Genomic DNA, 22,776 nt, shown 5'->3' on the forward strand with positions numbered 1-22,776 from the left:
GCGACGGATCAACGCAGAAAAGGCTGAAGGCACGTGACGATTCTCGCATTTATTCTCTGGAGCCTGCTCAAGGCCATCGTGGTAACGGTGGTGATGCTGATGGGCGTGGCCTACACGGTGCTGCTGGAGCGCAAGCTGGTGGGCCGCATCCAGAACCGCTGGGGACCCACGCGGGTTGGTCCCTTCGGCCTGCTGCAGCCACTCGTCGATGGCGCAAAGTCCTTCCTCAAAGAGGACCTGATCCCCGCCAACGTCTACAAGCCGCTCTATCTGCTGGCGCCGATTCTCTCGCTTGGCTGTGCGCTGCTGCTGATCAGCGTAGTGCCGTTTGGCGAGCCGAAAATCGGTCCTGGCGGCTTTGACCTCTTTGAGATTTCGAACACCAACATCGGCCTGCTGGTGATTCTGGCAGTGACTTCGATGGGCGTCTACGGCGTGGCGCTGGCCGGGTGGTCGTCGAACAACAAATTCTCGCTACTCGGCTCGTTGCGCGCTTCGGCGCAAATGATCAGCTACGAGCTGGCGCTGGGAATGTCGCTGGTGGGCGTGGTGCTGGTCTCAGGCACCTTCAACCTGCGCAAAATTGTGGAGCAGCAGTCTACGCACGGCATCGCCAGTTGGAACATCTTTGGTGGCTTCCAGTTTCTGGCCTTCTTTGTGTATTTGATTTCAGCCTTTGCCGAGACGAACCGCTCGCCCTTCGACCTTGTAGAAGCGGAAAGCGAACTGGCGGGTGGCTACAACATCGAGTACAGCTCGATGAAGTTCGCCATGTTCTTTATGGCCGAGTACGGCAACATGATCAACGTGGGCTGCGTGGCCACGCTGCTGTTTTTGGGCGGCTGGACCAGCCCGCTCGGCGACCTGATTCCGCCGCCGCAGAACATCTTTGTGCATGCGCTGATGCCGATCTTCTGGTTCGTGCTCAAGGTCTTCAGCTTCCTCTGTCTTTACGTGTGGGTGCGCGGCACGTTGCCCCGCTTCCGCTATGACCAGTTAATGAACTTTGGATGGCGGTGGCTGTTGCCGCTGGCCATTCTGAACATTGTGGCGACCAGCCTCTGGCTTGCCTACCGGTAAGGAAAGATGCATCTGATCTTCTTCGTACTCTTCGCCGTCTTCTGCCTGGCCGGGGCCGTGAATCTGCTGGTGCAGAGCCATCCGCTCAACAGCGCCCTGTCGCTGATTGTGGTGATGACTTCGCTGGCGGTTCTTTACCTGCTGCTGGGCGCGGAGTTTTTGGCCGTGGCGCAGGTGATCGTCTACGCTGGCGCGGTCATGGTGCTGTTCACCTTCGTGGTGATGCTGTTTAATGCCGGCCGCGAAGAGCATACGCTGGGCAGCAAGGCCTATCGCATCGTCGGCTTTCCTGCCGTGGTGGTGATTCTGGCCGCAATTGCCTCGGTGATTCTCTCCGCGCAGGGTCTGGGCTCGGCCGGTCCGAAGAACGCCATGGTCACGACCGAAGACCTGAGCCGGGTGCTCTTCCATGAGCTGCTGCTGCCCTTCGAGGTCACCTCGGTGCTGATCCTGATTGCGATTCTGGGCGCGGTAGCCTTGGCCAGCAAGGGCCACGGCGAGCAAGACGGAAATCAGGGCGGCAATCATCCGCAAGAAAGGAACTCGCGATGAATGGATTCCTCGCCCAACAGGTTCCGCTTTCCTGGTTTCTGCTGCTCAGCGCCGCGCTCTTCGTGCTGGGTGTCATCGGCTTTCTGATCAAGCGCAATCTGATTACCGTCTTCCTGTCGATTGAGCTGATGTTGAACGCCGTGAATCTTTCCTTTGTGACCTTCGCCTGCCAGTGGCATGCGGTCAAGGGTCAGATCTTCGTCTTCTTTGTGATGATGGTTGCGGCGGCGGAAGCTGCTGTGGGCCTTGCAATCATCATTGCCATCTTCCGCGCACGCGCAACCCTGGCCGTCGACCGTATCGACCTGATGAAGCTATGAACGAGCCTTTGTATCTGAGTCTGATTCCGCTTCTGCCGCTCTGCGGCTTCGTGGTGAATGGCCTGTTGGGCAAGCGATTGCCGAAATGGCTCGTCACCACGGTCGCCTTGCTTGCGCCGCTGGCCTCGTTCAGTGTGGTCGTGCGCGCCGCATGGATCTTCTTCACCACGGGAGCCGCAAAGCCCTTCGTGGAAAGCTGCCCCGTTCCCTGGATCAGTGTGGGCAGCTTCCATGTGGACTTCAGCTTTGTGCTCGATCCGCTTGCGCTGGTCATGCTGCTGGTGATCACCGGCGTAGGCTTCCTGATTCACGTCTACTCGGTGGGCTATATGGCCGAGGAAGAAGGCTATGCGCGGTACTTTGCGTACCTGAACCTCTTCCTCTTCTTCATGACGGTGCTGGTGCTCGCGGGCAATGCCCTGCTGATGTTCGTCGGCTGGGAGGGTGTGGGACTGGCTTCGTACCTGCTGATCGGCTTTTACTTCAGCAAGGATTCGGCCGCGAGTGCCGGTAAAAAAGCCTTTCTCGTCAACCGCGTGGGTGACTTCGGCTTTCTGGTGGCGCTCTTCTACCTGATCGCCAACTTTGGCACACTCACCTTCACGGAGATTGCCAGCAAGATCACGGCCTGCGCCGGATGGCAGGGCGGCGTGCTCACGGTGATTGCGCTCTGCCTGCTGCTGGGCGCAACCGGCAAGAGCGCGCAACTGCCCCTCTACATCTGGCTACCCGACGCCATGGAGGGCCCCACGCCGGTCTCGGCGCTAATCCACGCGGCCACCATGGTGACGGCGGGCGTTTACATGATCGCGCGCCTGCATGTGCTCTTCGATCATGCGCCTGTCGCTTTGGCCATCGTCGCCATCGTGGGCGCGGCCACGGCGCTTTTTGCAGCCACCATTGGGCTGGCGCAGAACGACATCAAACGGGTGCTGGCCTACTCCACCATCTCGCAGCTGGGCTACATGTTTCTGGCCTGCGGCGTGGCGGCATACTCGGCTGGCATCTTCCACCTGATGACCCACGCCTTCTTCAAGGCGCTGCTCTTCCTGGCGGCGGGCTCGGTGATTCACGGCCTCGGCGGTGAGCAGGATCTGCGCAAGATGGGCGGGCTTTGGAAGAAGCTACCTGTCACCTTCGCCGTTACGACCGTCGGCGTCTTCGCCATTGCCGGCTTCTATCCGTTGGCGGGCTTCTTCAGCAAGGACGCGATTCTCTACGCCGCCTTCCTCGTCCCCGGCTATGGTCCGCTGCTGTGGGCCATAGGCGCGCTGACGGCACTGCTCACCTCGGTCTACATGTTCCGGCTCTGGTACCTGGCCTTCCTCGGCAAATCGCGTTCGGAAGACCTGCATGCCCACGAGAGTCCATGGTCGATGCTGGGTCCGCTTGTACTGCTGGCGCTGCTCTCGATTGTTGGCGGCTGGATCGGCGTCGAACGTTTTTCTTCCTTCCTTGCTCCCTCCACCGGCGCGCTGCATCTTGAAAGCTCGATTCCGCATCTGGAGATCATTCTTAGCGTGATCGCCGTCGCCCTCGCCGCGCTTGGTCTGCTGATCGCGCACATCTTCTATTCCGCAAAGCCGGAGGCTCCGGCCAAGCTTGCCACCTCGATTGGCCCGGTCTATACGCTGGTAGCGGGCAAGTACTATATGGATGAGATCTACAACGTGCTGATCGTCAAGCCGCTGCTGCTGCTCTCGCGCTTCGTCCTCGAAGGGGTGGTGGACTTTGCGATTCTTGGCGGATTGGCCTGGCTGCTGGCAGGCGTTGCCAACCTGAGCGGCGCGATTTTACAGTATTGGCAATCGGGCAATCTGCGCAGTTATGCGGCGTGGCTGGCGGCGGGTGCTGCGGCACTACTGCTCTACACGATTCTGCCCTGGGAGCTCATCGCACCCTTTCTTCACATCCTCACGAAAGCTGCGGGGCACTGAGCATGGAAGTACTTAATCACACGATTCTGACCCTGATTCTGCTGGTTCCTCTGGTGGGCGCGCTGCTGGTTGCGCTGGTGCCTGACCGGGGCAGGCTACCGAACTGGATTGCCCTGCTGACGACGCTCGTGAGCTTCGGCCTCACGCTGCATCTGCCCGCGCATTTCCAGGCCGCGCAGGCGGGCTTCCAGTACGAGATCAACCTTCCCTGGATCGAGAGCCCGGCCATCAACTACCACGTGGGAGTGGACGGACTGAGCCTGTGGTTTGTGGTTCTGGTGGGCCTGCTGGCTCCGGTGGGAGTGGTGGCCAGTTGGAACGCGATCAAGGAGCGGCGCAAGGTTTTCTACTCGCTCTTTCTGATTCAGCAAACGGCCATGGTGGGCGTTTTTGTGGCGCTCGATCTGATGCTCTACTACGGCTTCTGGGAGCTTTCGCTGGTGCCGATGGCGATTCTGATCGCCATGTATGGCCGCAAGGATGGCGCCAAGGCTGCGCTGAAGTTCTTCCTTTTCACCTTCATCCCCTCGGCTCCGCTGCTGGTGGCCATTCTGTGGATCTATAGCCAGACCCACAGCTTCGATTACGTCTGGCTGCAGATCCTGCTTACCCACGGCGGATTCTCCTCTGCCGCTCTGTGGTGGGCATCGCTCGCCTTCCTCTTCGCCTTCGCGGTCAAGGTTCCGGTCTTTCCGCTGCATGGCTGGCTCAGCGACACATTCACCGAAGCCCCCGTGGCTCTGGCCATGGTGGTGGCTGGCAAGCTGGGCCTATACTCCATGCTGCGCTTCCACATCGGCCTGTTCCCCGATCAGGCAAAGTACATTGCCCCATTACTGATCGCGCTGGCCGTCATCGGCATTCTGTATGGCGCTTGCCTTGCTCTGGTGCAACGCGAGTTCTGGAAGTTGATGGCCTACGCCGCGCTCAGCCATCTGAGCCTGATTACGCTTGCGATATACGGCCAGACCCAGATCGGCTGGAACGCGGCCGTATTCCAGATTCTGAGTCACGGCGTGGTAGATGCAGCCATCTTCCTTCTACTGGCACTGCTGGAACAACGCTATGGCAGCACCCAGATCGAGAGCTTCGGCGGTGTGGCATCAAGGCTGCCGCGCCTCGCCACCTACTTTGTGATTGCCACCCTCGCCATGATCGGCCTGCCGATGTTGAGCGGCTTTGTGGGCGAGTTTCTGATTCTGTCGAGCACCTTCGCAGACGTCAGCCATGCGTGGGCCATTGCCGCCGCGCTGGGCGTGATTCTGGGCGCAGCTTATATGCTGATTCTGGTACAGAAGATCTTTTACGGCGCGGAGGGCAAACTGCCCACTGCAGCCCCTGACCTGCAGGTGGGCGAACTGGCCACGCTAACCCCGCTTGTGGTGCTGATGCTGGTCATGGGAGTGGCTCCGGCGCTCTGGCTGCAGACGGTTGAGCCAGCCGTGCATCCACCCTCTGCCCAAAGCCCGGCGCACACCTTCGTGCTGCCCGCTAACTTTATCGCCAATCACTCGGAGGTCCTGCGGTGAACCCAGTGCCTGACATCTTCCGCATCCTTCCTGAAGTGGTTTTGACGCTGACCGGCGTGGCCATCATGCTGATTGACGCGAGCCTGCCCGCCAAAGCACCGCGCCGCCCCATGGGCTGGCTGGCGGCGATTGGGACCGCCTTCGCGCTGTGGGTGAGCCTGTGGCAGCTCTCATTGCCGATGGGCACGGGCTACTTTGGCACGGTGGAAACCAGTCCCTTCACGGTCTTCTTCCATGTGCTGATCTGCGGCATTGTGCTGGTGGCCCTGCTGCTGGCCATGGACGCACTGCCTGAGGACACGCACCATCAGGGCGAGTACTACGCGTTGGTCGTCTTTGGCGCGGTGGGCATGTGTCTGCTGACCTCGGCCATCGAACTGCTGCTGGTCTTCATCGCTCTGGAAATTTCCTCCATTGCCACCTACATTCTGGCTGGCTATCGCAAGGAAGACGGTAAAAGTCTGGAAGCCGCCATCAAATATTTCCTGCTGGGCTCCTTTGCCACCGGCTTTCTGCTCTACGGCATTGCCCTGGCCTTTGGCGCAACGGGAACCACACAGGTATACGAACTGGCCCGAGCGATTCCCACGGCCGCCAACCACCCGCTGGTGCTGGCCTCGCTGGCGCTGATGCTGGTGGGCATTCTCTTCAAGGTTTCGGCCGCGCCCTTCCATGTGTGGACGCCGGACGTGTACGAAGGCGCGCCGTCGCCGGTGGTAGCGCTGCTCTCGACGGCCCCCAAGGCTGCGGCCTTCGCGCTCCTGCTGCGGGTGCTCTATGAGGTCTTCCCGAGCCTGCACGCGCTCTGGCAGCCGCTGCTGTGGGTGGTGGCAGTCCTGAGCATGACAGTGGGCAATTTGGCCGCGCTGCGCCAGCAAAACGTGAAGCGCATGCTGGCCTACTCCTCGATTGCGCACGCCGGCTACCTGCTGGCCGCATTTGCGGGAACCGGTACGCTGGGCATTGCCGCCGCCAGCTTCTATGTGGCTGCGTATGCCGCCATGAATGTGGGCATTTTTGCAGTGATTTCGCTGGTCAGCGGCTATCACGACGAACTGCCCACGGTCAGCGACTATCGTGGCCTGCTCTACCGTTCGCCGGTGCTCGGCAGCATGCTGCTCTTCTTCCTGATCTCGCTGGTGGGCGTTCCCTTCACCGGCGGATTCTTCGGCAAGTTTTATTCCTTTTCCGCCGCAGTGGATGGCGGAGCCATTGCCCTCGCCATCATCGGCCTGCTGAACTCGGGCGTGGCCGCGGGTTACTATCTACGTCTGGCGGCCACGGCTGCGCAACGCGATCCCGAGGCGGCTCTCTCCGTTCCTGCATCGTCCACCTACGTGGGTATTCTGGCTTCCATGGCGCTGGTGCTGGCGTTGGGCGCAACGCTGGTGCTGGGCATTGTGCCAAATGGCGCGCTGCATGCCGCGCAGGCCTCAGCACATACGCTGCAGGTGCTGCCCCAGTAAGCAATCCGAAGCATTTCACAATGGGAAGCAGGCGTTCCGTCTTTGCCACGGAGTTCCTGCTTCTTTTTGGCTGGAACCAGAAGCGCAAACCGGACGGGTGGCTCCTTCCGTTACAATCACTTCGATGAAACTCGGTGAACTGGCAAGCAAACTCGGAGCGGAGCTGCGCGGCAACGCGGAGCTGGAAGTAACCGGCGTCAAGGGCATTGAAGAGGCTGGCCCAACAGAGATTACCTTTGTGGCCAACCCCAAGTACGCCGCACTGGCGCGCACCACCAAGGCCGCGGCAGTGGTCGTCGAACCGGAGTTTCCTGAGATCGAAACCGCCACGCTGCGCATCCAGAATCCCTACAACGCATTCAGCCGGGCGCTTCAAGTCTTCTATCAGCCGCCGACGTATGCGCCCGGCATTCATCCCACAGCCGTCGTCGACGCCACAGCCACTGTAGGCGAAGGCGCGCATATTGGCGCGTATGTTGTCGTTGGCCCCGGCGCAAAGATCGGCGCACATGCGACCCTTCTGCCCCATGTGGTGATCTACCCCGGCGTGACCATTGGCGAACGCTTTTTTGCCCATGCGCATGCCGTTGTGCGTGAACACTGCGTGCTGGGCGACGATGTAAAGCTGGAAAACGGCGCGATCATTGGCGGCGATGGATTCGGTTTCTCGAAGAATGCCGTGGGCGAGTGGGAGAAGATTCCGCAGTCGGGTCCGGTGGTGATTGGCAACCGCGTGGATGTGCAGTCGAATGCATGCATTGACCGCGCCACGGTGGGCGCAACCGAGATCGGCGACAACGCCAAGATCGACAATCTGGTGCAGGTGGGCCACGGTTCGAAGATCGGCAAAAGCACGCTGGTTTGCGCGCAGACCGGGCTGGCTGGCTCCTCGATCATCGGCAACAACGTAATTCTAGCCGGGCAGGTAGGCATTGCCGGGCACTGCACAGTGAACGACGGCGTAATTCTGACCGCGCAATCGGCGGTTTCACACGACGTGCCCGCAGGCAAGGTGCTCAGCGGCTCGCCGGGCTTTGATAATCGCACCTGGCTACGCTCGGTTACGCTCTTCCAGCGTTTGCCAGAGCTGGCCAAACGGCTGGACCGCCTGGAAAAACGCGTCCTCAAAGCGCTCGGCACCGAACCACCTGCGGTGGGGCCAACTGCTTCGCTTGACTAAGCCTGTAGCTGTGGGACTTTGCAGAATGTTTTCAGCCGTCAGCACCATGCGCTGACGGCTGAAATTTGCTTACCTGCCCGCACTCACCACTGCGCCCCCGGTTGAAAAAGCATCGGCCAGCGTTACGGTTTTCATCTGTGCCTTGATCTGCTCAAGAGAGGCATTGCTCCACACGTAGACCTCAAAGGTTTCGCCCGGCAACACGTCGAAGTAGTTGTCGCTCAGGTCCACATCCAGCGAGCCAAAGCTCAGCGAAACATCCCGCGCCAGAACCGGCGAAGATACACGCACTTTGTATAGATTTCTGGCTGGAACAAACTCCCGCTGCGTGGGTGACCATGCGCGATGATCCTTTTCCCACGGCATCTGGCTGACCGCATCCACCTTCAGTTTTACGGGCAGCAGGTGGATAGCCTTGGTGGGAGCCAGATAGAGAATGTTCCGCGAAAGAATGGTATTTCCGCTCGAAAGCTCTGCCAAAACAAAAACACGGGAAGTGTCTGTTACAGCAGAGTCGGTGATGCGCTTGAGCGGCCACTCGGTGTAGACGCGGCTCGACAGCTCGGCTACCTTCACCGGTTTGCGATCATCGAGCAGAATGCGGCCACTCATGTCCATCAGGCGAACCCGCAGAGTGGTTGCGCCCACCAGCTTTTCTGGCGTGTCGTTCACAATGTACACGCGCACCGCGCCGTTTTCAATGTGCGGCGAAACCAGTACCGGCGCGTAGAAGCGTTTGGCGTAGTACTGCAGCGCCTTCCAGCGTCCGGTGTAGTCGATGGAAGACCAGGAGGCGACCGGCCAGCAGTCGTTCAACTGCCAGAAGATGGAACCCATGGTTTCAGGCCGCGAGCGGCGGAAGTACTCTGCGCCCATCTTGATTCCCTCGGCCTGCAGCACCTGACTGGCGTAGAGGAAGCTGGCAAAGTCCTTCGGTTCGCCGTAATCCCGCAACATGTAATCCTGGATGATCGAGTTGCCCTCATTGTTCTTTTGATGGGCCTGCATCACGGACGTAAAGATGTTGGCGCGATCCTGCGGCGTGGTAAAGCTCTCGATGGTCGCCATCTCCGGGAAGGACTGGAAGCCAAACTCGGAGACGAAGCGGGCGTGGTGGGTTTCGTAGTTGCTGAAGGGCACGCGGCCGTGCCACACATCCCAGATGTGGTCGTCGCCGGAGTGGAAGGTGGGGGTTTGCGGTTCGTAGTCGGCGCTGGGCGAGCTGGGCCAGTAGGGCGTTTCCGGCGCTAGGCGCGCCACCACGCGGTTCAGAATGCCACTGAACTCGGTCAGGTAGTCCTGCCACATCTGCATGCGCACGTCGCTCGGCAGCAGGTTGCGGCGGCCCCAGCCAAAGGCCAGCTCCGTCTCGTTGTTGCCGCTCCACAGCACGATGGAGGGATGATTGCGCAGTCGCTCGACCTGCTCCCCGGCCTCGGCCTCGATGTTCTGCTTGAAGCTGTAATTGCCGGGCTGCCAGTCATTGCCGAACTGAAAATCCTGCCAGACCATCAGGCCCAGCTCGTCGCAGATGGAATAGAAGTCGTCACTCTCGTAGTAGCCGCCGCCCCAGTGGCGGATCATGTTCATGTTGGCATTGCGGGCAGAGGTCAAAATGCGCCGATAATCGGCCTCGGTCACACGAGGCGCGAAGCTATCAAAGGGAATCACATCGGCGCCCTTGGCAAAGATGGGAATGCCGTTCACCACCAGCTCAAAGCTGCGGCCCCACTTGTCCAGATCGCGACGCAGCACTACCGAGCGCAGACCGATGGCGCGGCTGGCCGTCACGGTTTCAGCTCCGCTCACAACCGTAGCCTTGAAGTGATAGAGAGGCTGCTCACCATAGCCGGCCGGAAACCAGAGCCGGGGCTTGCGCACTTCCACGGGAAAGCTGATCTTGTTGCTACCTGCATGCAGCAAGACTGAACGGCTTTGCACGGAGCGGCTTTCCGTGGCCACTCCCAGTTCCTCACAACTAAGCGCAATCCGCGCCTGCGTGGTCTTGGCCGCAATCACTTCCACTTCCGCGTCCACATGGGCAACATCGCGGCTCACATCGCGCTCGTGCACGGCAAAGTCTTCGATCCGTGCCTGATTCCAGACCTCGATGCGCACCGGCTTCCACAGACCGCTGGTAACAAAGCGCGGTCCCCAGTCCCAGCCATATTCATACGCAGGCTTGCGCAGCAGCGTCTTGCCCTCCGTGCCGCTCTTGCCCATCCACGGATCTTTGCGGGCCAGCTGATCGGCCGCATAGATGGGAGAATCGAAGTGGACCCAGAGATGATTTTTTCCGGCATGCATGTGCGCTTTGACCGGAATCCGCCACATGGGGAAGGCGTTGTTGGCCTGCAGGATCTGCACCCCATTCAGAAAAATCGTGGCCGGGCCGTCGATGCCCTCAAAGACCAGATCCACATTGGCGTGCGCCACCGTTGCCGCGCTCACATCGAAGTCCAGCCGGTACTCCCAGCCGACGTTTTCAATCCATTGCAGCTTCTGCTCGTTGTCGCGGTAGAAGGGATCGGGAATTGCCTTGTTGGCCAGCAGGTCCAGATGCAGATCACCGGGAACGTGGGCACTCAACCAGTTTTCTTCCAGCTTCTGGTTGGGCTTGGTCTGGCGGAACTGCCAGCCCTGATCGAGCACTACGCCTTGAACACGGGGACTGGGCGCAGACCCCGTCTGCCCCCCAGCCAGCGCGAAAGCAGCCCCCCACAACACGCTCAACAGAATCAGGCCATGCGTCTTTCGCATCCTCTTCACTCCTCCAAGGCTATCGTCCCGGCAAAGCCAACCGTTCTCCCGGTCAAACTCGTGGATTTTTGCCTGTACTTACCATAGATTTATCTACCATCTTCCATCAGCACAGAATTTGCTGATAGCGTATTAAAAAGCAAAAAAGTGATTCCCGATTTTGCTTCCAGGTGGAGGGGAGAGTTGTGAAGCGGATCCCAACCATGAAAGACGTAGCCAAAATGGCTGGTGTAGGCACCATGACGGTGTCCCGCTTTCTGAATGGCTCGGCAACCGTGTCGCAGGAGACGGCCGAAAAGGTCGATCAGGCGATCCGCGCACTACACTACCGGCCCAACCAGATGGCGCGGGCGTTGCGTGGCCAACGCAGTCACTCTATCGGCCTGATTCTCCCCTATCTTTACGATCCCTTTTTTGCTTCCTGCGCTCATGCCGTCACGTCTGTAGCCAGAGAACTTGGCTATACCGTGCTGATGACCACCAGCGATGAGGATCCAGAGATCGAGGCCAGCGAGACGGCGCGCATGCTGCAGCGCTACGTCGAGGGGCTGATCGTGATTCCCGCCAACCAGGGCAAAACCCGCCTGACCTATTCGCTGCTGGGCGATCTTCCCCTGGTTGCCTTCGACCGTCCGGTAGATCTGGAAGGCGTGGACACGATTCTGGTGGAAAACGCCGGCGGCGCAAAACGCATGGTGGAGCACCTGATTGGCCATGGCCACAGCCGCATTGCCTTCATGGGCATGAGCCGCAACCTTTACACCATTCAAGAACGCTTTCAGGGCTATCTGCAGGCCATGCACAAGGCAGGACTGAAGGCAGAAGCCAGCTTTGACTGCACCAGCGCCGAAGCCACCCGAGCCGTGCTCGAAGAGCATCGTCAGCGGCCCCATCCGCCCACGGCTTATTTCACATCGAACACGCTGACCTCGTCGTTTGTGCTCAGTGAGGCGCAAAAGCTTGGTCTGAAGATTCCCGACCAGATTGCGCTGGCCGGTTTTGATGACTTCTTTTTGGCTGATACGCTTTCTCCACCGCTCACCGTGGTGCGACAGCCCTACGAAGAGATGGGCCGCACCGCCGCCCGCCAGCTCTTCCGCCGCATCAGCGGTGGGGGCACTCAGCAAAAGGGCGCATGCATGGTTCTGCCTGTCGAACTGCTTTTACGCCAGTCGTGTGGGTGTAATACAGAGCACAGAGAGCAGAGAACAGAGAGTAGTTCGTAGTTCTCTGTGCAAGGTTCCCAGGTCTGAAAATCCAGTTTCAGAGGTTGATTCAGAGGTTTCCTGTTCTCTGTCCTCTGCTCTCTGCTTTGCCGCCGCCAGCACACAGACCACAGGCATAATGGGCAGCCGGTAGCGGCCCACAGCCTGCACGCCACCTGAAGCTATCAGGAACCACGCCACCAGCCCCAGCGCCAGCGCTGAGGCTGGAAGGGCGACAGTACGGCTTGCAAGCCCGGCCAAGGCCATCGCATAGAGTGCGAGCAGCCACACTTCCAGCAGGACCATTCCTGCTGCCAGCGCCGGATGTTCCCGCGCCAGATGCAGAATCGACGCGGCGATGCCCTCATGCACGATCCGCACCGGAGCGTCTTCTGCTCCACTGCCCAGCAGCCGGTACAGGTCTGCCGCACAGGGCGTAAAAGCAACCACGGCCGAGCCCACCATCTGGGTGCGGATCAGGCTCCAGGGATGCGCGTGCAGAATGCGCAGCGTCTCACTCTTCTGAAAGGCCAGCCGCTGCACCTGATTCCAGTCACGCTGCCCGGGATGCGCCGCGCGATAGGCTGCTTCATCGCCATAGCCCATCCGCCGCTGTTCTTCGCCGAGCGTCAGGCCATCGGCTTTTGCCTGCACTTCCGCCGCGCTGTAAAAGTACGCATTGCGCACGCCAATGCTGGAAAACCCCGCATAGCCGGTCTCGACCCAGTTTCTTGCCTGCCAGGCCAGCAACCACGGCAAGACGCACAACAGCAACACGGCCGCAGAGCGCCAGCGCATTCTCCATCCAGCAGGCAAAAAAACGAGCAGTACAAGCGAAAAAATGAAGGGCAGATAGTAGCCAATGGGGCGAATAAAAGCCGCTGCCGCCAGCCAAAATCCGCCCAGCGCCAGCGTCTGCAGTTGCCGGGTTCTGCAAAAGACAAAAATCCGTTCGAGCGCCAGTAACAACACAAAAAGAAAGAGCGTCTCGCTGAGCAGCCGCACGCTGTAGACAATCGAGACCGGCTCCAGAGCAAAGAACCACGCGGCCAGCCGCACGTTGCGCGCGTCCTGCCTGTCCGCATTTTGGAAGCTGGCCCGCGCCAGCCTGGCCACCAGATAAATACTGGCCGCCGAAAGACCCACCTGCAGCAGCGCGGCAAAGGCTGGCCCGAAGCTCCAGCATGCGGCCAGAAACAGCGGATAGCCCGGCGTGCGGTCAATCTCCGCCAGACCTGCCGTGGCAAAGCGCCCCAGAAAAAGCAGATTCTGTCCCGGCTCAAGATAGCTGGCCGTGTCGCCGCTGGTCATTCCACTGGTTCCCGTACGGCAGAGAGCCGCAGCCCACAGAGCCAGGCGCAGAGTGCCGCCCACGGTAACTGCCGCGGCCACGCTACCGGGCCAGTGCAGCTTCAACGCTCTTCCTCTACTCGCTCTTCTTCCACCCGCTCTTCCTCCACCAACGCCCAGTAGATCTGTTCCCATGCCAGAACCCGCGATTCCATGCTGAAGCAGGTGGCAATGCGTTCCCGCGCCAGCCTTCCCACCTGCTGCCGCTCTTCCGGGCTCAGCTTCATCAGGCCCAGCATGGCATCGGCCAGAAGCCGCGGATCCTTGGCCTCCACCACACAACCGGCAAAGCCCACCAGTTCCCGCACGCCGCCCACACCGGTGGCTGCAACCGGTTTTTCCATGGCCATGGCCTCGCCCAGCACCAGGGGCATGCCTTCCCAGGCCGAGGCCAGCACAAAACCATCGGCGGCATCGAGCAGCGCAGGAAGATCGCGACGTAAGCCGAGCCAGCGCACACGCTCTTCCAGGCCAAGGCTGACGGCCAGTTCCCGCAACGCCTCGCGATCGTCACCCTCGCCGGCAATCCAGAGACGAGCCTCGAATTTTTTGGCAGCCACCAGCTCAAAGGCCCGCAACAGATTGGGTAGATCTTTGGCCGGCATCAGCCTGCCTGCCGTCAGCCAGATAAATTCTCCGCTCACCTCCATGGCCGCGCGCATGGCTTCGCGGCGTTCCGCGGAGGGTGCGAATTCTTCCACGTCGATTCCATTGGCCAGCACCCGCATACGGGCGCTCCCGACCGCACCAATGCAGACAAAACGCTCTGCCGCAGCCTGACTGACCGCCGTCGTCTGGCGGACCAGCCTGTCGGTCATGGCATAGGCCATCATGCGCAGCCAGCCGCCCTCCCACACGTTGTGGACAGTATTCACCACCACGATGCGCGGAGAAAGAAGCTTCAGGCAACGCGCAAATACATTGGAGTGGAAGCAATGGCTATGCAGCAGGCGGGGACGAAAGCTCTTCATCCAGCGGCGCGCCTGCCAGAGCGCACGCAAAAACGAAAAAGGATTTTTGCGCATGCGCAGCCGCGTTACCTGCAGCTTTGTTGGCCATTCATCGTGTACCGCACGGCCCAACACCAGCACCTGCACCGTGTGGCCGCGTGCCGTCAGACGTTCGCCAACCGCCAGCGCCTGCCGCTCCGCTCCCCCCATGCCCAGCGTCGTAATTACCAGCCCGATCCGCATCGTTGTTCAAGCCTCAGCCAAAGGTGGCTCGATCATAGCAAGCAAAAATCGAATTGAGCCAACCGCCAGATTGTAATTTTTCGGAAAGATTCTGGCATAGATCTGCCCGAAACGGCATTTTATCGGGAAGCGCTACCATTTTGCCGATCAAACACTTCCTAAGTTTCAGGAATTAAATGAAATCCTTATTTGCAAACTCTTGCAATCACGGTACAATTCACGGGAGGTTCAAGATGGCCGGAGATATTCAACTTACGTGCAGCGATTGCGGGCAGGATTTCACATTTACTGCCGCCGATCAGGCGTTCTTTCAGGAACGTGGATTTTCCACCCCCAAGCGTTGCAAAGCTTGCCGGTTGGCAAAAAAGGGTGAACAGGGAGGCTCCGGTTATCGTTCGGCTCCTTCCCAGGGGACCGCGGTAATTTGTTCCGGGTGCGGACAGAGCACGACGGTTCCTTTCGAACCGCGTGGCGATCGTCCGGTGTTCTGCCGGGATTGCTATCAGGCTCGCAAAGGAAGTGGAAGTGGTGGACCGCCTCGCGGTCGTGGCCGCTACTAGGTTTCCCGACCTGGAAGCTTTGCACTGCAAGTCCGACTGGGTTTCGGAATCGACTTCTGAAGCTCGTGAGAGTTTGTGCGCCTGCTTATGATGCTCTTTGTCCAGGCAGGCCACAGAAACACGTCCGTGGAAATTTACGGCCCAAGCTAAACACCAAAAAGGGCGAGTCCGTCAGGATTCGCCCTTTTGCTTTGCTAAAACTTTTTACAAACGCGCTTTTTACAGAATGCTTGCGCTCTTGCGAGTGCTCAGTACGGAAGCCTCACGCCGGGTGTTGGAGGCCCGATCAATCTCTTTCCAGAACCCTACAAAGTAATCAATGGCAGAGATAATGGAGACGGCCAGGGCAAAGTAAACTGCCGCCACGGCGTACCACTTGACCGGAATCACCAGCCAGCCAAACTGCCAATGATGCCATTGATGCGCCAGAATGGACGAAACCACCGCAACAATCTGCACCACGGTCTTGAGCTTGCCCAGATCACTGGCCTGAATCGTAAAGCCGGAAGAGGATGCGATGGAACGCAGGCCGGAAATGAGGAACTCGCGGCTGATGATGACCACTGCGATCCAGACCTTGACCACGTCGGGATTGTAGGCCACCAGCGCCACCAGAGCACCGGTCACCATGATCTTGTCGGCCAGCGGGTCCAGCAACATGCCCATCGTGGTAATCTGCCCACGGCTGCGTGCCAGATACCCGTCCAGACCGTCAGTAATGGAAGCAAGAATAAACAGCAGCGAAGCGATAACTTCCTGCTCGCCGCCCCCTTGCCAGGGAAAACTCTTCGACAGGATCCACAGAAACAACGGGATCATGACGATGCGGCTCATCGTAATGGAATTAGGAAGATTCATTTGTCGTGCGGCTCCGGTTCGTCTCTCCGGTTCCCTTTTATTATTACACTTTGTTAAGGATGGTTGCATCCTTGCCACACCGACGGCTGAGAATAAAATAAGTGGGGTAGCTGCCTGAGTACAGTTACCACTATGGGTTGTGGTTTGGGGGCGTAAGGCTGGCTCTTGAAGGCCGAAAGCGCGTTGGTTCCGTGACGACCGCATTTTCCAGCAGGCGATAAAAGAGCATCCCCCGGCGACGCGATTTCCTGCGATTGAAGCGAAAAGCAAATTCATCCAGATAGGCGTCCAAGTGCTCGGCGGTCACCGATCCCTGATGCGTTCCCAGCAGCCAACGCTTGAGCAGCGATGCAATCTTATGTGCTCCCGGCATGACCACGTGAGCCGGATCTCCGCTCGTGGAGATGCTCTGAGCATGATGCTGATAACCTTCCTTGGCCAGCCCCGCATAGCCCTTCCAGCCATCTGTGCATACGATGGAACCCGGCTCGGCCGCGTACTTCACAAAGGCGGTCAGTCTGTGCGCCGAGCCATCCTCGATCCGCTTAAGCCGCACCCGCCCGAAGCCTTGGGGTGCGAGCACCTCGATGGCGATGGCCACCATGAACTTACGCTCCGCGCCGCGTCCGCGCGTTCCCTGTGCGATGCCGCCCACATAGGTCTCGTCCACTTCGACCGTGCCCTGAAGCCGGTCGCGGCCCGGACGTACCATGGCTGAGCGCAACTTGCGCAGCATCGTCCAAGCCGTTTGATAGCTGCCCAGGCCGAGCAACCGCTGCAACCCCAGTGCGCTCACGCCGTACTTCTGGTTGGTCATGAACCACACGGTGGTAAACCAGTCGGCCAGCGGGACGCGGCTGCGGTCAAAAATCGTTCCCGCAGTCACCGAGACCTTGCGCGCACAGCCGGCACAGCCCCAGCGCCCGTCCGGCAAGCGCCAACCTTTTCCACTGGCACACTTGGGGCAGCGAAAACCGTCAGGCCAGCGCAACTGCTCCAGGTAGTCGATACAGGCTTGCTCATCCGAAAACCAGGCCCGAAACTGCTGCCAAGTGCCCGGATAATCAAGCTTCGAATCGGGTTTTGACTTAAAAACCACTACATATAGAGCATACTGTACTTAGGCAGCTACCCCACTAAAATAAAAAAGAAACGTGCGAATCCCTTACGGTCATCGCACGTTCTTTTAAGCTCTAATACACCACTGGAGTTGTCTGCGTTGGTAATTTAGGCTGATTCTCACTCATCTCGTGATGCGCAATAACCGCCACCAGCACCATTACTCCGACCGAACATAAGATCAGTACTGCTGTTTGCTTGCCAGATAAGCCCTGGTTCAGTTCCGTTACGTCCGCATAGCGAATATCGATGGTGGCAGGATTGTTGTGCGGCTGCATGATGAACTGCTCTGGACCTATATTGAGGACTCGCCCAAGGATTCCGCTCATATGCATCTTCCCCTTTCTATAGAGAGCTGCACTCTATTTCGCCCAAGCAGTGAATCTCTATTCTGTACAAACGTGGAGATGCAATATAAAGTTGCGCTAGAAAGAAAAAAGGATGAGGCAAACGCCCCATCCTTTTTTCAATCGTCTGCTTTTGTCTTTGACTCTTAGGTCAGGCGTAGATGCCACGCTGACGGATGGTGACGGCCACGCGATCAATGGCCAGCATGTAGGCCGCAATGCGATTGTTGACCGCATGCGCCTCGGCGTAGCGAACCACGTCATCGAAGCTGTCGCGCAGAATCTGCTCCAGCTGTTCGTTGACCACCGATTCCTTCCAGAAGTACCCCTGACGATCCTGCACCCACTCAAAGTAGCTGGCAGTAACGCCGCCGGAGTTGGCCAGAATGTCAGGCACGACAAAGATGCGCTTTTCCGCCAGAATCTCATCGGCCACGGCGGTCGTCGGGCCATTGGCGCCCTCCACCACGATCTTGGCCCGAATCTTGTCGGCATTGCGGCTGGTGATCACATTCTCGGTTGCGGCCGGCACCAGAATCTCGCACTCGCTCAGCATCAGTTCCTCGCTGGGCATGGCTTCAGCCTCGGTATAGCCGAGGATGGAGTTGTTGCGATACTTGTACTCCAGCAACTGATGAATGTCGATGCCATTCGGGTTGTACAGACCGCCATCCTTTTCGGCAATGCCCACGATCTTGTAGCCCTGCTCCATCATCAGGCGGGCGGCATTCGAACCCACATTGCCAAAGCCCTGAATAATGACGCGGCAGCCGTCGATGGACATATTCAGATAGCGCAGGCTCTCGGTGCAGGCCACGCCCACGCCACGGCCGGTAGCCTCAATGCGTCCGCGCGAACCACCAATATTCAGCGGCTTGCCGGTAACAACGCTGGTCACCGTGTGGCGGGCATGCATCGAGTAGGTATCCATGATCCAGGCCATGGTCTGCTCGTTGGTGTTCACATCAGGTGCGGGAACGTCCTTTTCCGGTCCAATGAAGTCGCTGATCTCATTGGCATAGCGCCGGGTCATGCGTTCCAGTTCGCCCTTGCTCATCTTGTGCGGATCGCAGATGACGCCGCCCTTGGCTCCGCCGAAGGGGATGTTGACGACGGCGCACTTCCAGGTCATCCAACTGGCCAGAGCCCGAACCTCGTCCAGCGTCACATCCGCCGTATAGCGAATGCCTCCCTTGGCGGGTCCTCGCGCAATGTTGTGCTGCACCCGGAAGCCGGTGAACATCTCGATCCGACCATCATCCATCACCACCGGAAAATGCACGATGATCTCGCGGGCCGGACTGCGCAGCAGCTTCCACAGGCCCTCATCCAGGTTCAATTTACGCGCGGCAAAATCGAAGCGCGCACTCTGTGCTTCCCAGGGATTAATCTCCTGGTCTAGGGAAAGTTTCGGGATGGTTGTCGACATCTTTGGTTTCTCCTTGCGGTTGTCCTACACCTCAAGCATTTTCGAAAGACCTGCCAGCGTTTCAGGGGACGTGCGGGGAACCTTTTTCTTGGAGGGAAAAAGGCACCTGATCGCCAGCTTTCGGTCTACACCTATTCCGAAAAAACCTCCGGGGTGAAGCAACCGTCAAACACGCCCAAACCTCAGTGAGAATAGGTCACCAGCCATATGGAGTCAAGCTGGTGACGGAAATTACCTCACTGAAAGTTTCCCGGTGTAACAAGGACACATCCCCGCAGGGAAACGCAGTGCGAAAAGGAGCATTATACTTCTACCATGCACAAGGTCCCGTTCCCTTCTCCGGCTTGCTGGTCGATTGCATTCCTGTTCCTCCCTTTGCTGGCGTCTGGACAGGCGCAAGCCCCGCAAGCAAAAAATCCAAGCGCCGCCGCGCTTGTCTACCGCGCCTTTGTCGAGAACAAGAACGACCTGAATGCCCTGCGTAATTATCTGTTTACGACCGACGTCAGCGAAGTGAACTTCGACAAGAATGATCAGCCGAACAAGGCCCGCACCACACACTCCGAGGTCTTCTTCATTGACGGCGAACCGGTGGAGCGCGTGCTGCTGGAAAACGGCCAGCCGCTGGCCGAAAAAGAACGCCGTAAACAGGAAAAAGAGATCGACGAGCAGATGGCCGATGCCGCTTCGCCGAATCCCAAGCACCGGGAAGAACGGCAAAAGCAGGCCGCCAAGGCTCTGGGCGAAGAGATTGAGCTGCGTGAAGACGTGGCCAACGCCTACACCTTCACCGCGCTCGACAAAGAACTCTGCCTGGGCGATCATCACTGCACTCGGCTTGCCGCCGAGCCACGCTCCGACTTCAAAGGAAAAAGCCGCTACCGGGAGCTGCTCCCCCTGCTGCATGGCACCCTGCTGATTGATACGGACTCTGGCCAGTGGGTAGACATTGACGCCGTAATGGTGCGCAAGCTTGGTGGAGGTCTCCTCTACATCGGTGGCGAATCCAACATTCATTTGCACCAGGATCCGGTGGCGGAAGACCTCTGGGTGCTTACCCGGGCCGACGTCCGCCTGAACGTCCGTCTGTTCTGGGCACACAAGAACGTGCGCATTGTGGCCACCGGTCGCGACTTCAAGCGTTTTGGCTCCTCTGCGCGCCTGGTTCCGACGGAGCCCGATGCCGCCAAACCGGCAGCGGAACCGCCGGCGGGAGCAGAAAGCACCACAAAACCCGACGTTGCCAAGCCGTAACTGGCTCATATTCTGCCTGAAGCGTTTAAACTGGGGCTGTGAAAACCAACGCGCAGTCTGTCCAGCCCGCCCGCAAGGAGTTCCTCGCCCTGGCGAAGGAGCACACGCTTGTTCCTGTCTACCGCACCCTGACGGCCGACCTTGAGACGCCGGTCTCAGCCTTTCTGCGCGCGGCCTGGCCCGAACAGGAGTGCTTCCTGCTGGAGAGCGTGGAAAACGGCGAACAGGTGGGTCGCTACACCTTTATTGGCCTCACACCCTTCAAGCGCATTGTGGCCCGCGGTCGCGACATTACCATCGTAGAAGGCAAAAAGACCGTTCAGCAGGAAGGTGACATCTACGAGGTGCTGCGTCGCCACCTCTCCGGCCACAAACCGGCGGTCATTCCCGGCCTGCCGCCGTTTACCGCTGGAGCCGTTGGCTACTTCAGTTACGACGCCGTCCGGCAGATCGAACGCCTGCCTGAAACCGCCAAGGACGAGTTGGGCATTCCCGACGCCATCCTGCTCTTTTTCGATGAAGTGCTGGCCTTTGACCATGTGCGCAAGCAGATCTGGTTGGTGGCAACGGCCGACGTGACCCGCAGCAAACCCGCACTGGCCTACGAAAAGGCCATCGCCCGGCTCGATAAGCTGGAAAAGCGCCTGATCCAGCCCCTGCCCAAGCTCAGCAGCAAAAAGCCTGCAGGCAAGCTCAAGGTGGACTATCGCACCCGCAAGAAGGATTTTCTTTCTTCTGTAGGCAAAGCCAAGGAATACATTGCGGCGGGCGACATCTTCCAGGCCGTCATCAGCCAGCGCTTTGATGTGGAGCCGGGCGTGGATAGTTTTCAGGTCTATCGCGCCCTGCGTACGGTCAATCCCAGCCCCTACATGTTCTTTCTGCGCTTCTCCCCGGAGGCCATGCTGGGAACGCCCTCGGCAAAATCCAAACTGGCAACCAAAAAATCGAAGCGCCCGGCCATTGTGGAGTTGGCTGGCTCCTCGCCTGAACTGCTGGTGCGTGTGCATCAGGGCACGGTGGAGTACCGGCCCATCGCTGGAACCCGTCCGCGCGGCCTGACCGAGGAAGAAGATCAGCGGCTGGCTGAGGAGATGATCCACGACGAAAAGGAACGGGCCGAGCACGTGATGCTGGTGGACCTGGGTCGCAACGACGTAGGCCGCGTCAGCCAATTTGGCAGCGTCAAGCTTGATCGCCTGATGTTCATCGAGCGCTATTCACACGTGATGCATATTGTCAGTGCCATTGTGGGCAGACTTCGTCCAGAATTGACGGCCGTTGACGCACTGCGAGCCTGCTTTCCTGCCGGAACTCTGACCGGAGCGCCCAAGGTTCGCGCCATGGAGATCATCGAAGAACTGGAACCGGTGCGCCGTGCCACCTATGGCGGTACTGTACTCTACGCTGACTTCAGCGGAAACCTCGATTCCTGTATCGCAATACGGTCCATGCTGGCAGTCAACGGTAAAGGATATGTGCAGGCAGGGGGTGGGATCGTGGCGGACTCCGTACCAGAAAGTGAATATCAGGAGTCAATCAACAAGGCAAAAGCGGTAATCCGCGCCATTGAGCGGGCGCGCGAGCTTTAGAGAAAATTTCTAACATATTTTTTATCAATCAGATCCCTGCCAATAGCTAAACCTTTCAATAGGGTTACTTGGCAGGGATTTTAGTTTTATAGAAATTCCATATCTGCACTCACTTTAGGGCAAGTTTCACCATGAAACCGCGCTGCACACTTTATTGTGCCAAAACACTACAGGCCCTGCACACTAGCTTCATACCTTGCTCACACCAACCGCCCATAAGGGCAATACGTTGAGCCCCCTGTGCGAAAGGACACTCCATCATGATGATCTCCGGCCTGCAGAACACCTCGCCACTCTACAGTAAAGACCTCACCAACGTTTCGACAGCACCCTCCGCTTCTGCCCCTACAGACAGCAGCCTGGATGGCGGCAGCTACAAATCCAGCCCACTTGCCAATCTGATTTCTTCCATCCAGTCTGGCGATATGGCCGGAGCCAAGCAGTACCTGAACGAGGCTGAAGAATATCAGTCTTCCGCGCAGAACAGCCCGCTGTCGGCCTTTCTGGGCAGCGTTTCCGAAGCTCTCTCCAAGGACGATCTGGGCTCGGCACAAAAAGCCGTAAGCACTCTGGAAGTTGCTGCGCCGCATGGCATCTCCTATTCCTCTTTGAGCCTTTCGACCTCGGCTCTGCCGGGCACGGTTGCTGGCTCCGCGCAGAATGCGCCCCAGGATTACGACAGCATCATGTCCTCGCTGCAAGCTGATGTACTGAATCTGTTTGGCGCCGTCGCCTCGGGCGACACCAGCGGCGCACACTCGGCCTACAACACCCTGACCAAGGACATGAACATCTCCAGCATCGATTCAGTCACAAACACGACCAACGATGCGACCAGTGGCAATCCGCTGGCTACGGCCATTCAAAAGATAGGCAAGTCGTTGCAGACGAACGACATCAACAGCGCTCAGGCTACTTTGACCAATTTTCTGGATAATCTTTCCTCCGGCTCGGTGGTCAATACGACCGTCTAAGCTCGGATTTCCAGCCATTCCAGAGCTGCCCATGCGTGGACACCTCTGGAATGGCCTTTGCAAGAAAATCC

19 protein-coding genes are annotated in these 22,776 nt (G+C 58.9%); 12 read left to right on the forward strand and 7 right to left on the reverse strand.

Features of this window, described 5'->3' with window-relative positions; translation table 11 throughout:
• Positions 1–33 precede the first annotated feature (33 nt).
• The 7 genes from nuoH to lpxD all read left to right on the forward strand — a co-directional run bounded on the left by nuoH (position 34) and on the right by lpxD (position 8,064).
• Positions 34–1,080, forward strand: a complete 1,047-nt coding sequence (gene nuoH, locus ACOBR2_RS10265) for an NADH-quinone oxidoreductase subunit NuoH (protein ID WP_420239918.1) — start codon at positions 34–36, stop codon at positions 1,078–1,080.
• Between the two features lie 6 nt (positions 1,081–1,086).
• A complete protein-coding gene (locus ACOBR2_RS10270) occupies positions 1,087–1,632 on the forward strand; it encodes an NADH-quinone oxidoreductase subunit J (protein ID WP_420239919.1) in 546 nt (181 codons plus the stop codon).
• Positions 1,629–1,952 (forward strand): NADH-quinone oxidoreductase subunit NuoK, encoded by a 324-nt coding sequence (gene nuoK, locus ACOBR2_RS10275; RefSeq protein ID WP_420239920.1) that lies wholly within the window; start codon positions 1,629–1,631, stop codon positions 1,950–1,952. Before ACOBR2_RS10270 ends, nuoK begins: the two co-directional genes overlap by 4 nt.
• Complete coding sequence (gene nuoL, locus ACOBR2_RS10280; RefSeq protein ID WP_420239921.1) at positions 1,949–3,889, forward strand: NADH-quinone oxidoreductase subunit L; 1,941 nt, start codon at positions 1,949–1,951, stop codon at positions 3,887–3,889. The genes nuoK and nuoL overlap by 4 nt, the downstream gene beginning before the upstream one ends.
• A gap of 2 nt (positions 3,890–3,891) precedes the next feature.
• Positions 3,892–5,418: a complex I subunit 4 family protein gene (locus tag ACOBR2_RS10285; RefSeq protein ID WP_420239922.1), complete on the forward strand. Its 1,527-nt coding sequence runs from the start codon at positions 3,892–3,894 to the stop codon at positions 5,416–5,418.
• Complete coding sequence (locus tag ACOBR2_RS10290) at positions 5,415–6,884, forward strand: NADH-quinone oxidoreductase subunit N (protein WP_420239923.1); 1,470 nt, start codon at positions 5,415–5,417, stop codon at positions 6,882–6,884. The genes ACOBR2_RS10285 and ACOBR2_RS10290 overlap by 4 nt, the downstream gene beginning before the upstream one ends.
• A 124-nt stretch (positions 6,885–7,008) precedes the next feature.
• Entirely contained in the window at positions 7,009–8,064 is a 1,056-nt protein-coding gene (lpxD, locus tag ACOBR2_RS10295) for a UDP-3-O-(3-hydroxymyristoyl)glucosamine N-acyltransferase (RefSeq protein ID WP_420239924.1), read from the forward strand.
• Positions 8,065–8,133: 69 nt separating this feature from the next.
• Here lpxD and ACOBR2_RS10300 read toward each other — a convergent pair whose 3' ends face one another.
• Positions 8,134–10,824, reverse strand: a complete 2,691-nt coding sequence (locus ACOBR2_RS10300; RefSeq protein WP_420239925.1) for a beta-mannosidase — start codon at positions 10,822–10,824, stop codon at positions 8,134–8,136.
• Between the two features lie 185 nt (positions 10,825–11,009).
• On the opposite strand from ACOBR2_RS10300, the gene ACOBR2_RS10305 reads away from it, so the two are divergent.
• Positions 11,010–12,050 (forward strand): LacI family DNA-binding transcriptional regulator, encoded by a 1,041-nt coding sequence (locus tag ACOBR2_RS10305; RefSeq protein ID WP_420239926.1) that lies wholly within the window; start codon positions 11,010–11,012, stop codon positions 12,048–12,050.
• On the opposite strand, the gene ACOBR2_RS10310 is transcribed toward ACOBR2_RS10305, so the two are convergent.
• Complete coding sequence (locus ACOBR2_RS10310) at positions 11,988–13,445, reverse strand: hypothetical protein (RefSeq protein WP_420239927.1); 1,458 nt, start codon at positions 13,443–13,445, stop codon at positions 11,988–11,990. The two genes, ACOBR2_RS10305 and ACOBR2_RS10310, sit on opposite strands and share 63 nt — an antisense overlap.
• On the reverse strand, positions 13,442–14,572 hold the full coding sequence (locus ACOBR2_RS10315; RefSeq protein ID WP_420239928.1) for a glycosyltransferase: 1,131 nt from the start codon (positions 14,570–14,572) through the stop codon (positions 13,442–13,444). Before ACOBR2_RS10315 ends, ACOBR2_RS10310 begins: the two co-directional genes overlap by 4 nt.
• 233 nt (positions 14,573–14,805) lie before the next feature.
• Between ACOBR2_RS10315 and ACOBR2_RS10320 the strand changes: the two genes are divergently transcribed.
• Positions 14,806–15,132 (forward strand): CxxC-x17-CxxC domain-containing protein, encoded by a 327-nt coding sequence (locus ACOBR2_RS10320; protein ID WP_420239929.1) that lies wholly within the window; start codon positions 14,806–14,808, stop codon positions 15,130–15,132.
• A 219-nt stretch (positions 15,133–15,351) separates the two neighbouring features.
• On the opposite strand, the gene pgsA is transcribed toward ACOBR2_RS10320, so the two are convergent.
• The 4 genes from pgsA to ACOBR2_RS10340 all read right to left on the reverse strand — a co-directional run bounded on the left by pgsA (position 15,352) and on the right by ACOBR2_RS10340 (position 18,885).
• A complete protein-coding gene (pgsA, locus tag ACOBR2_RS10325) occupies positions 15,352–15,990 on the reverse strand; it encodes a CDP-diacylglycerol--glycerol-3-phosphate 3-phosphatidyltransferase (RefSeq protein WP_420239930.1) in 639 nt (212 codons plus the stop codon).
• A 130-nt stretch (positions 15,991–16,120) separates the two neighbouring features.
• Positions 16,121–17,089: an IS1595 family transposase gene (locus tag ACOBR2_RS10330; RefSeq protein ID WP_420239931.1), complete on the reverse strand. Its 969-nt coding sequence runs from the start codon at positions 17,087–17,089 to the stop codon at positions 16,121–16,123.
• A 94-nt stretch (positions 17,090–17,183) separates the two neighbouring features.
• Positions 17,184–17,438: a hypothetical protein gene (locus ACOBR2_RS10335; protein WP_420239932.1), complete on the reverse strand. Its 255-nt coding sequence runs from the start codon at positions 17,436–17,438 to the stop codon at positions 17,184–17,186.
• Between the two features lie 169 nt (positions 17,439–17,607).
• Positions 17,608–18,885 carry a Glu/Leu/Phe/Val family dehydrogenase gene (locus ACOBR2_RS10340; RefSeq protein ID WP_420239933.1) on the reverse strand — a complete coding sequence of 426 codons (1,278 nt, stop codon included), beginning with the start codon at positions 18,883–18,885 and terminating at the stop codon, positions 17,608–17,610.
• Positions 18,886–19,200: 315 nt separating this feature from the next.
• On the opposite strand from ACOBR2_RS10340, the gene ACOBR2_RS10345 reads away from it, so the two are divergent.
• The 3 genes from ACOBR2_RS10345 to ACOBR2_RS10355 all read left to right on the forward strand — a co-directional run bounded on the left by ACOBR2_RS10345 (position 19,201) and on the right by ACOBR2_RS10355 (position 22,705).
• The gene (locus tag ACOBR2_RS10345; RefSeq protein ID WP_420239934.1) at positions 19,201–20,139 is read left to right on the forward strand and encodes a hypothetical protein; all 939 of its coding nucleotides are present in this window, start codon (positions 19,201–19,203) and stop codon (positions 20,137–20,139) included.
• Between the two features lie 38 nt (positions 20,140–20,177).
• On the forward strand, positions 20,178–21,731 hold the full coding sequence (gene trpE, locus ACOBR2_RS10350; protein WP_420239935.1) for an anthranilate synthase component I: 1,554 nt from the start codon (positions 20,178–20,180) through the stop codon (positions 21,729–21,731).
• Positions 21,732–21,991: 260 nt separating this feature from the next.
• Positions 21,992–22,705: a hypothetical protein gene (locus ACOBR2_RS10355; protein WP_420239936.1), complete on the forward strand. Its 714-nt coding sequence runs from the start codon at positions 21,992–21,994 to the stop codon at positions 22,703–22,705.
• The last annotated feature ends 71 nt before the right edge of the window (positions 22,706–22,776 follow it).

It is taken from the genome of Telmatobacter bradus (assembly GCF_048629425.1).
Classification (GTDB): Bacteria; Acidobacteriota; Terriglobia; order Terriglobales; family Acidobacteriaceae; genus Telmatobacter; species Telmatobacter bradus.

Coding starts and splice junctions, on each gene's coding strand:
- nuoL (WP_420239921.1), top strand. CDS start 1,949: ATGAACGAGCCTTTGTATCTGAGTCTGATTCCGCTTCTGCCGCTCTGC.
- ACOBR2_RS10285 (WP_420239922.1), top strand. CDS start 3,892: ATGGAAGTACTTAATCACACGATTCTGACCCTGATTCTGCTGGTTCCT.
- ACOBR2_RS10345 (WP_420239934.1), top strand. CDS start 19,201: ATGCACAAGGTCCCGTTCCCTTCTCCGGCTTGCTGGTCGATTGCATTC.
- ACOBR2_RS10315 (WP_420239928.1), bottom strand. CDS start 14,572: ATGCGGATCGGGCTGGTAATTACGACGCTGGGCATGGGGGGAGCGGAG.
- ACOBR2_RS10320 (WP_420239929.1), top strand. CDS start 14,806: ATGGCCGGAGATATTCAACTTACGTGCAGCGATTGCGGGCAGGATTTC.
- ACOBR2_RS10300 (WP_420239925.1), bottom strand. CDS start 10,824: ATGCGAAAGACGCATGGCCTGATTCTGTTGAGCGTGTTGTGGGGGGCT.
- ACOBR2_RS10335 (WP_420239932.1), bottom strand. CDS start 17,438: ATGAGCGGAATCCTTGGGCGAGTCCTCAATATAGGTCCAGAGCAGTTC.
- ACOBR2_RS10355 (WP_420239936.1), top strand. CDS start 21,992: ATGATGATCTCCGGCCTGCAGAACACCTCGCCACTCTACAGTAAAGAC.
- ACOBR2_RS10340 (WP_420239933.1), bottom strand. CDS start 18,885: ATGTCGACAACCATCCCGAAACTTTCCCTAGACCAGGAGATTAATCCC.
- nuoK (WP_420239920.1), top strand. CDS start 1,629: ATGAATGGATTCCTCGCCCAACAGGTTCCGCTTTCCTGGTTTCTGCTG.
- lpxD (WP_420239924.1), top strand. CDS start 7,009: ATGAAACTCGGTGAACTGGCAAGCAAACTCGGAGCGGAGCTGCGCGGC.
- ACOBR2_RS10270 (WP_420239919.1), top strand. CDS start 1,087: ATGCATCTGATCTTCTTCGTACTCTTCGCCGTCTTCTGCCTGGCCGGG.
- pgsA (WP_420239930.1), bottom strand. CDS start 15,990: ATGAATCTTCCTAATTCCATTACGATGAGCCGCATCGTCATGATCCCG.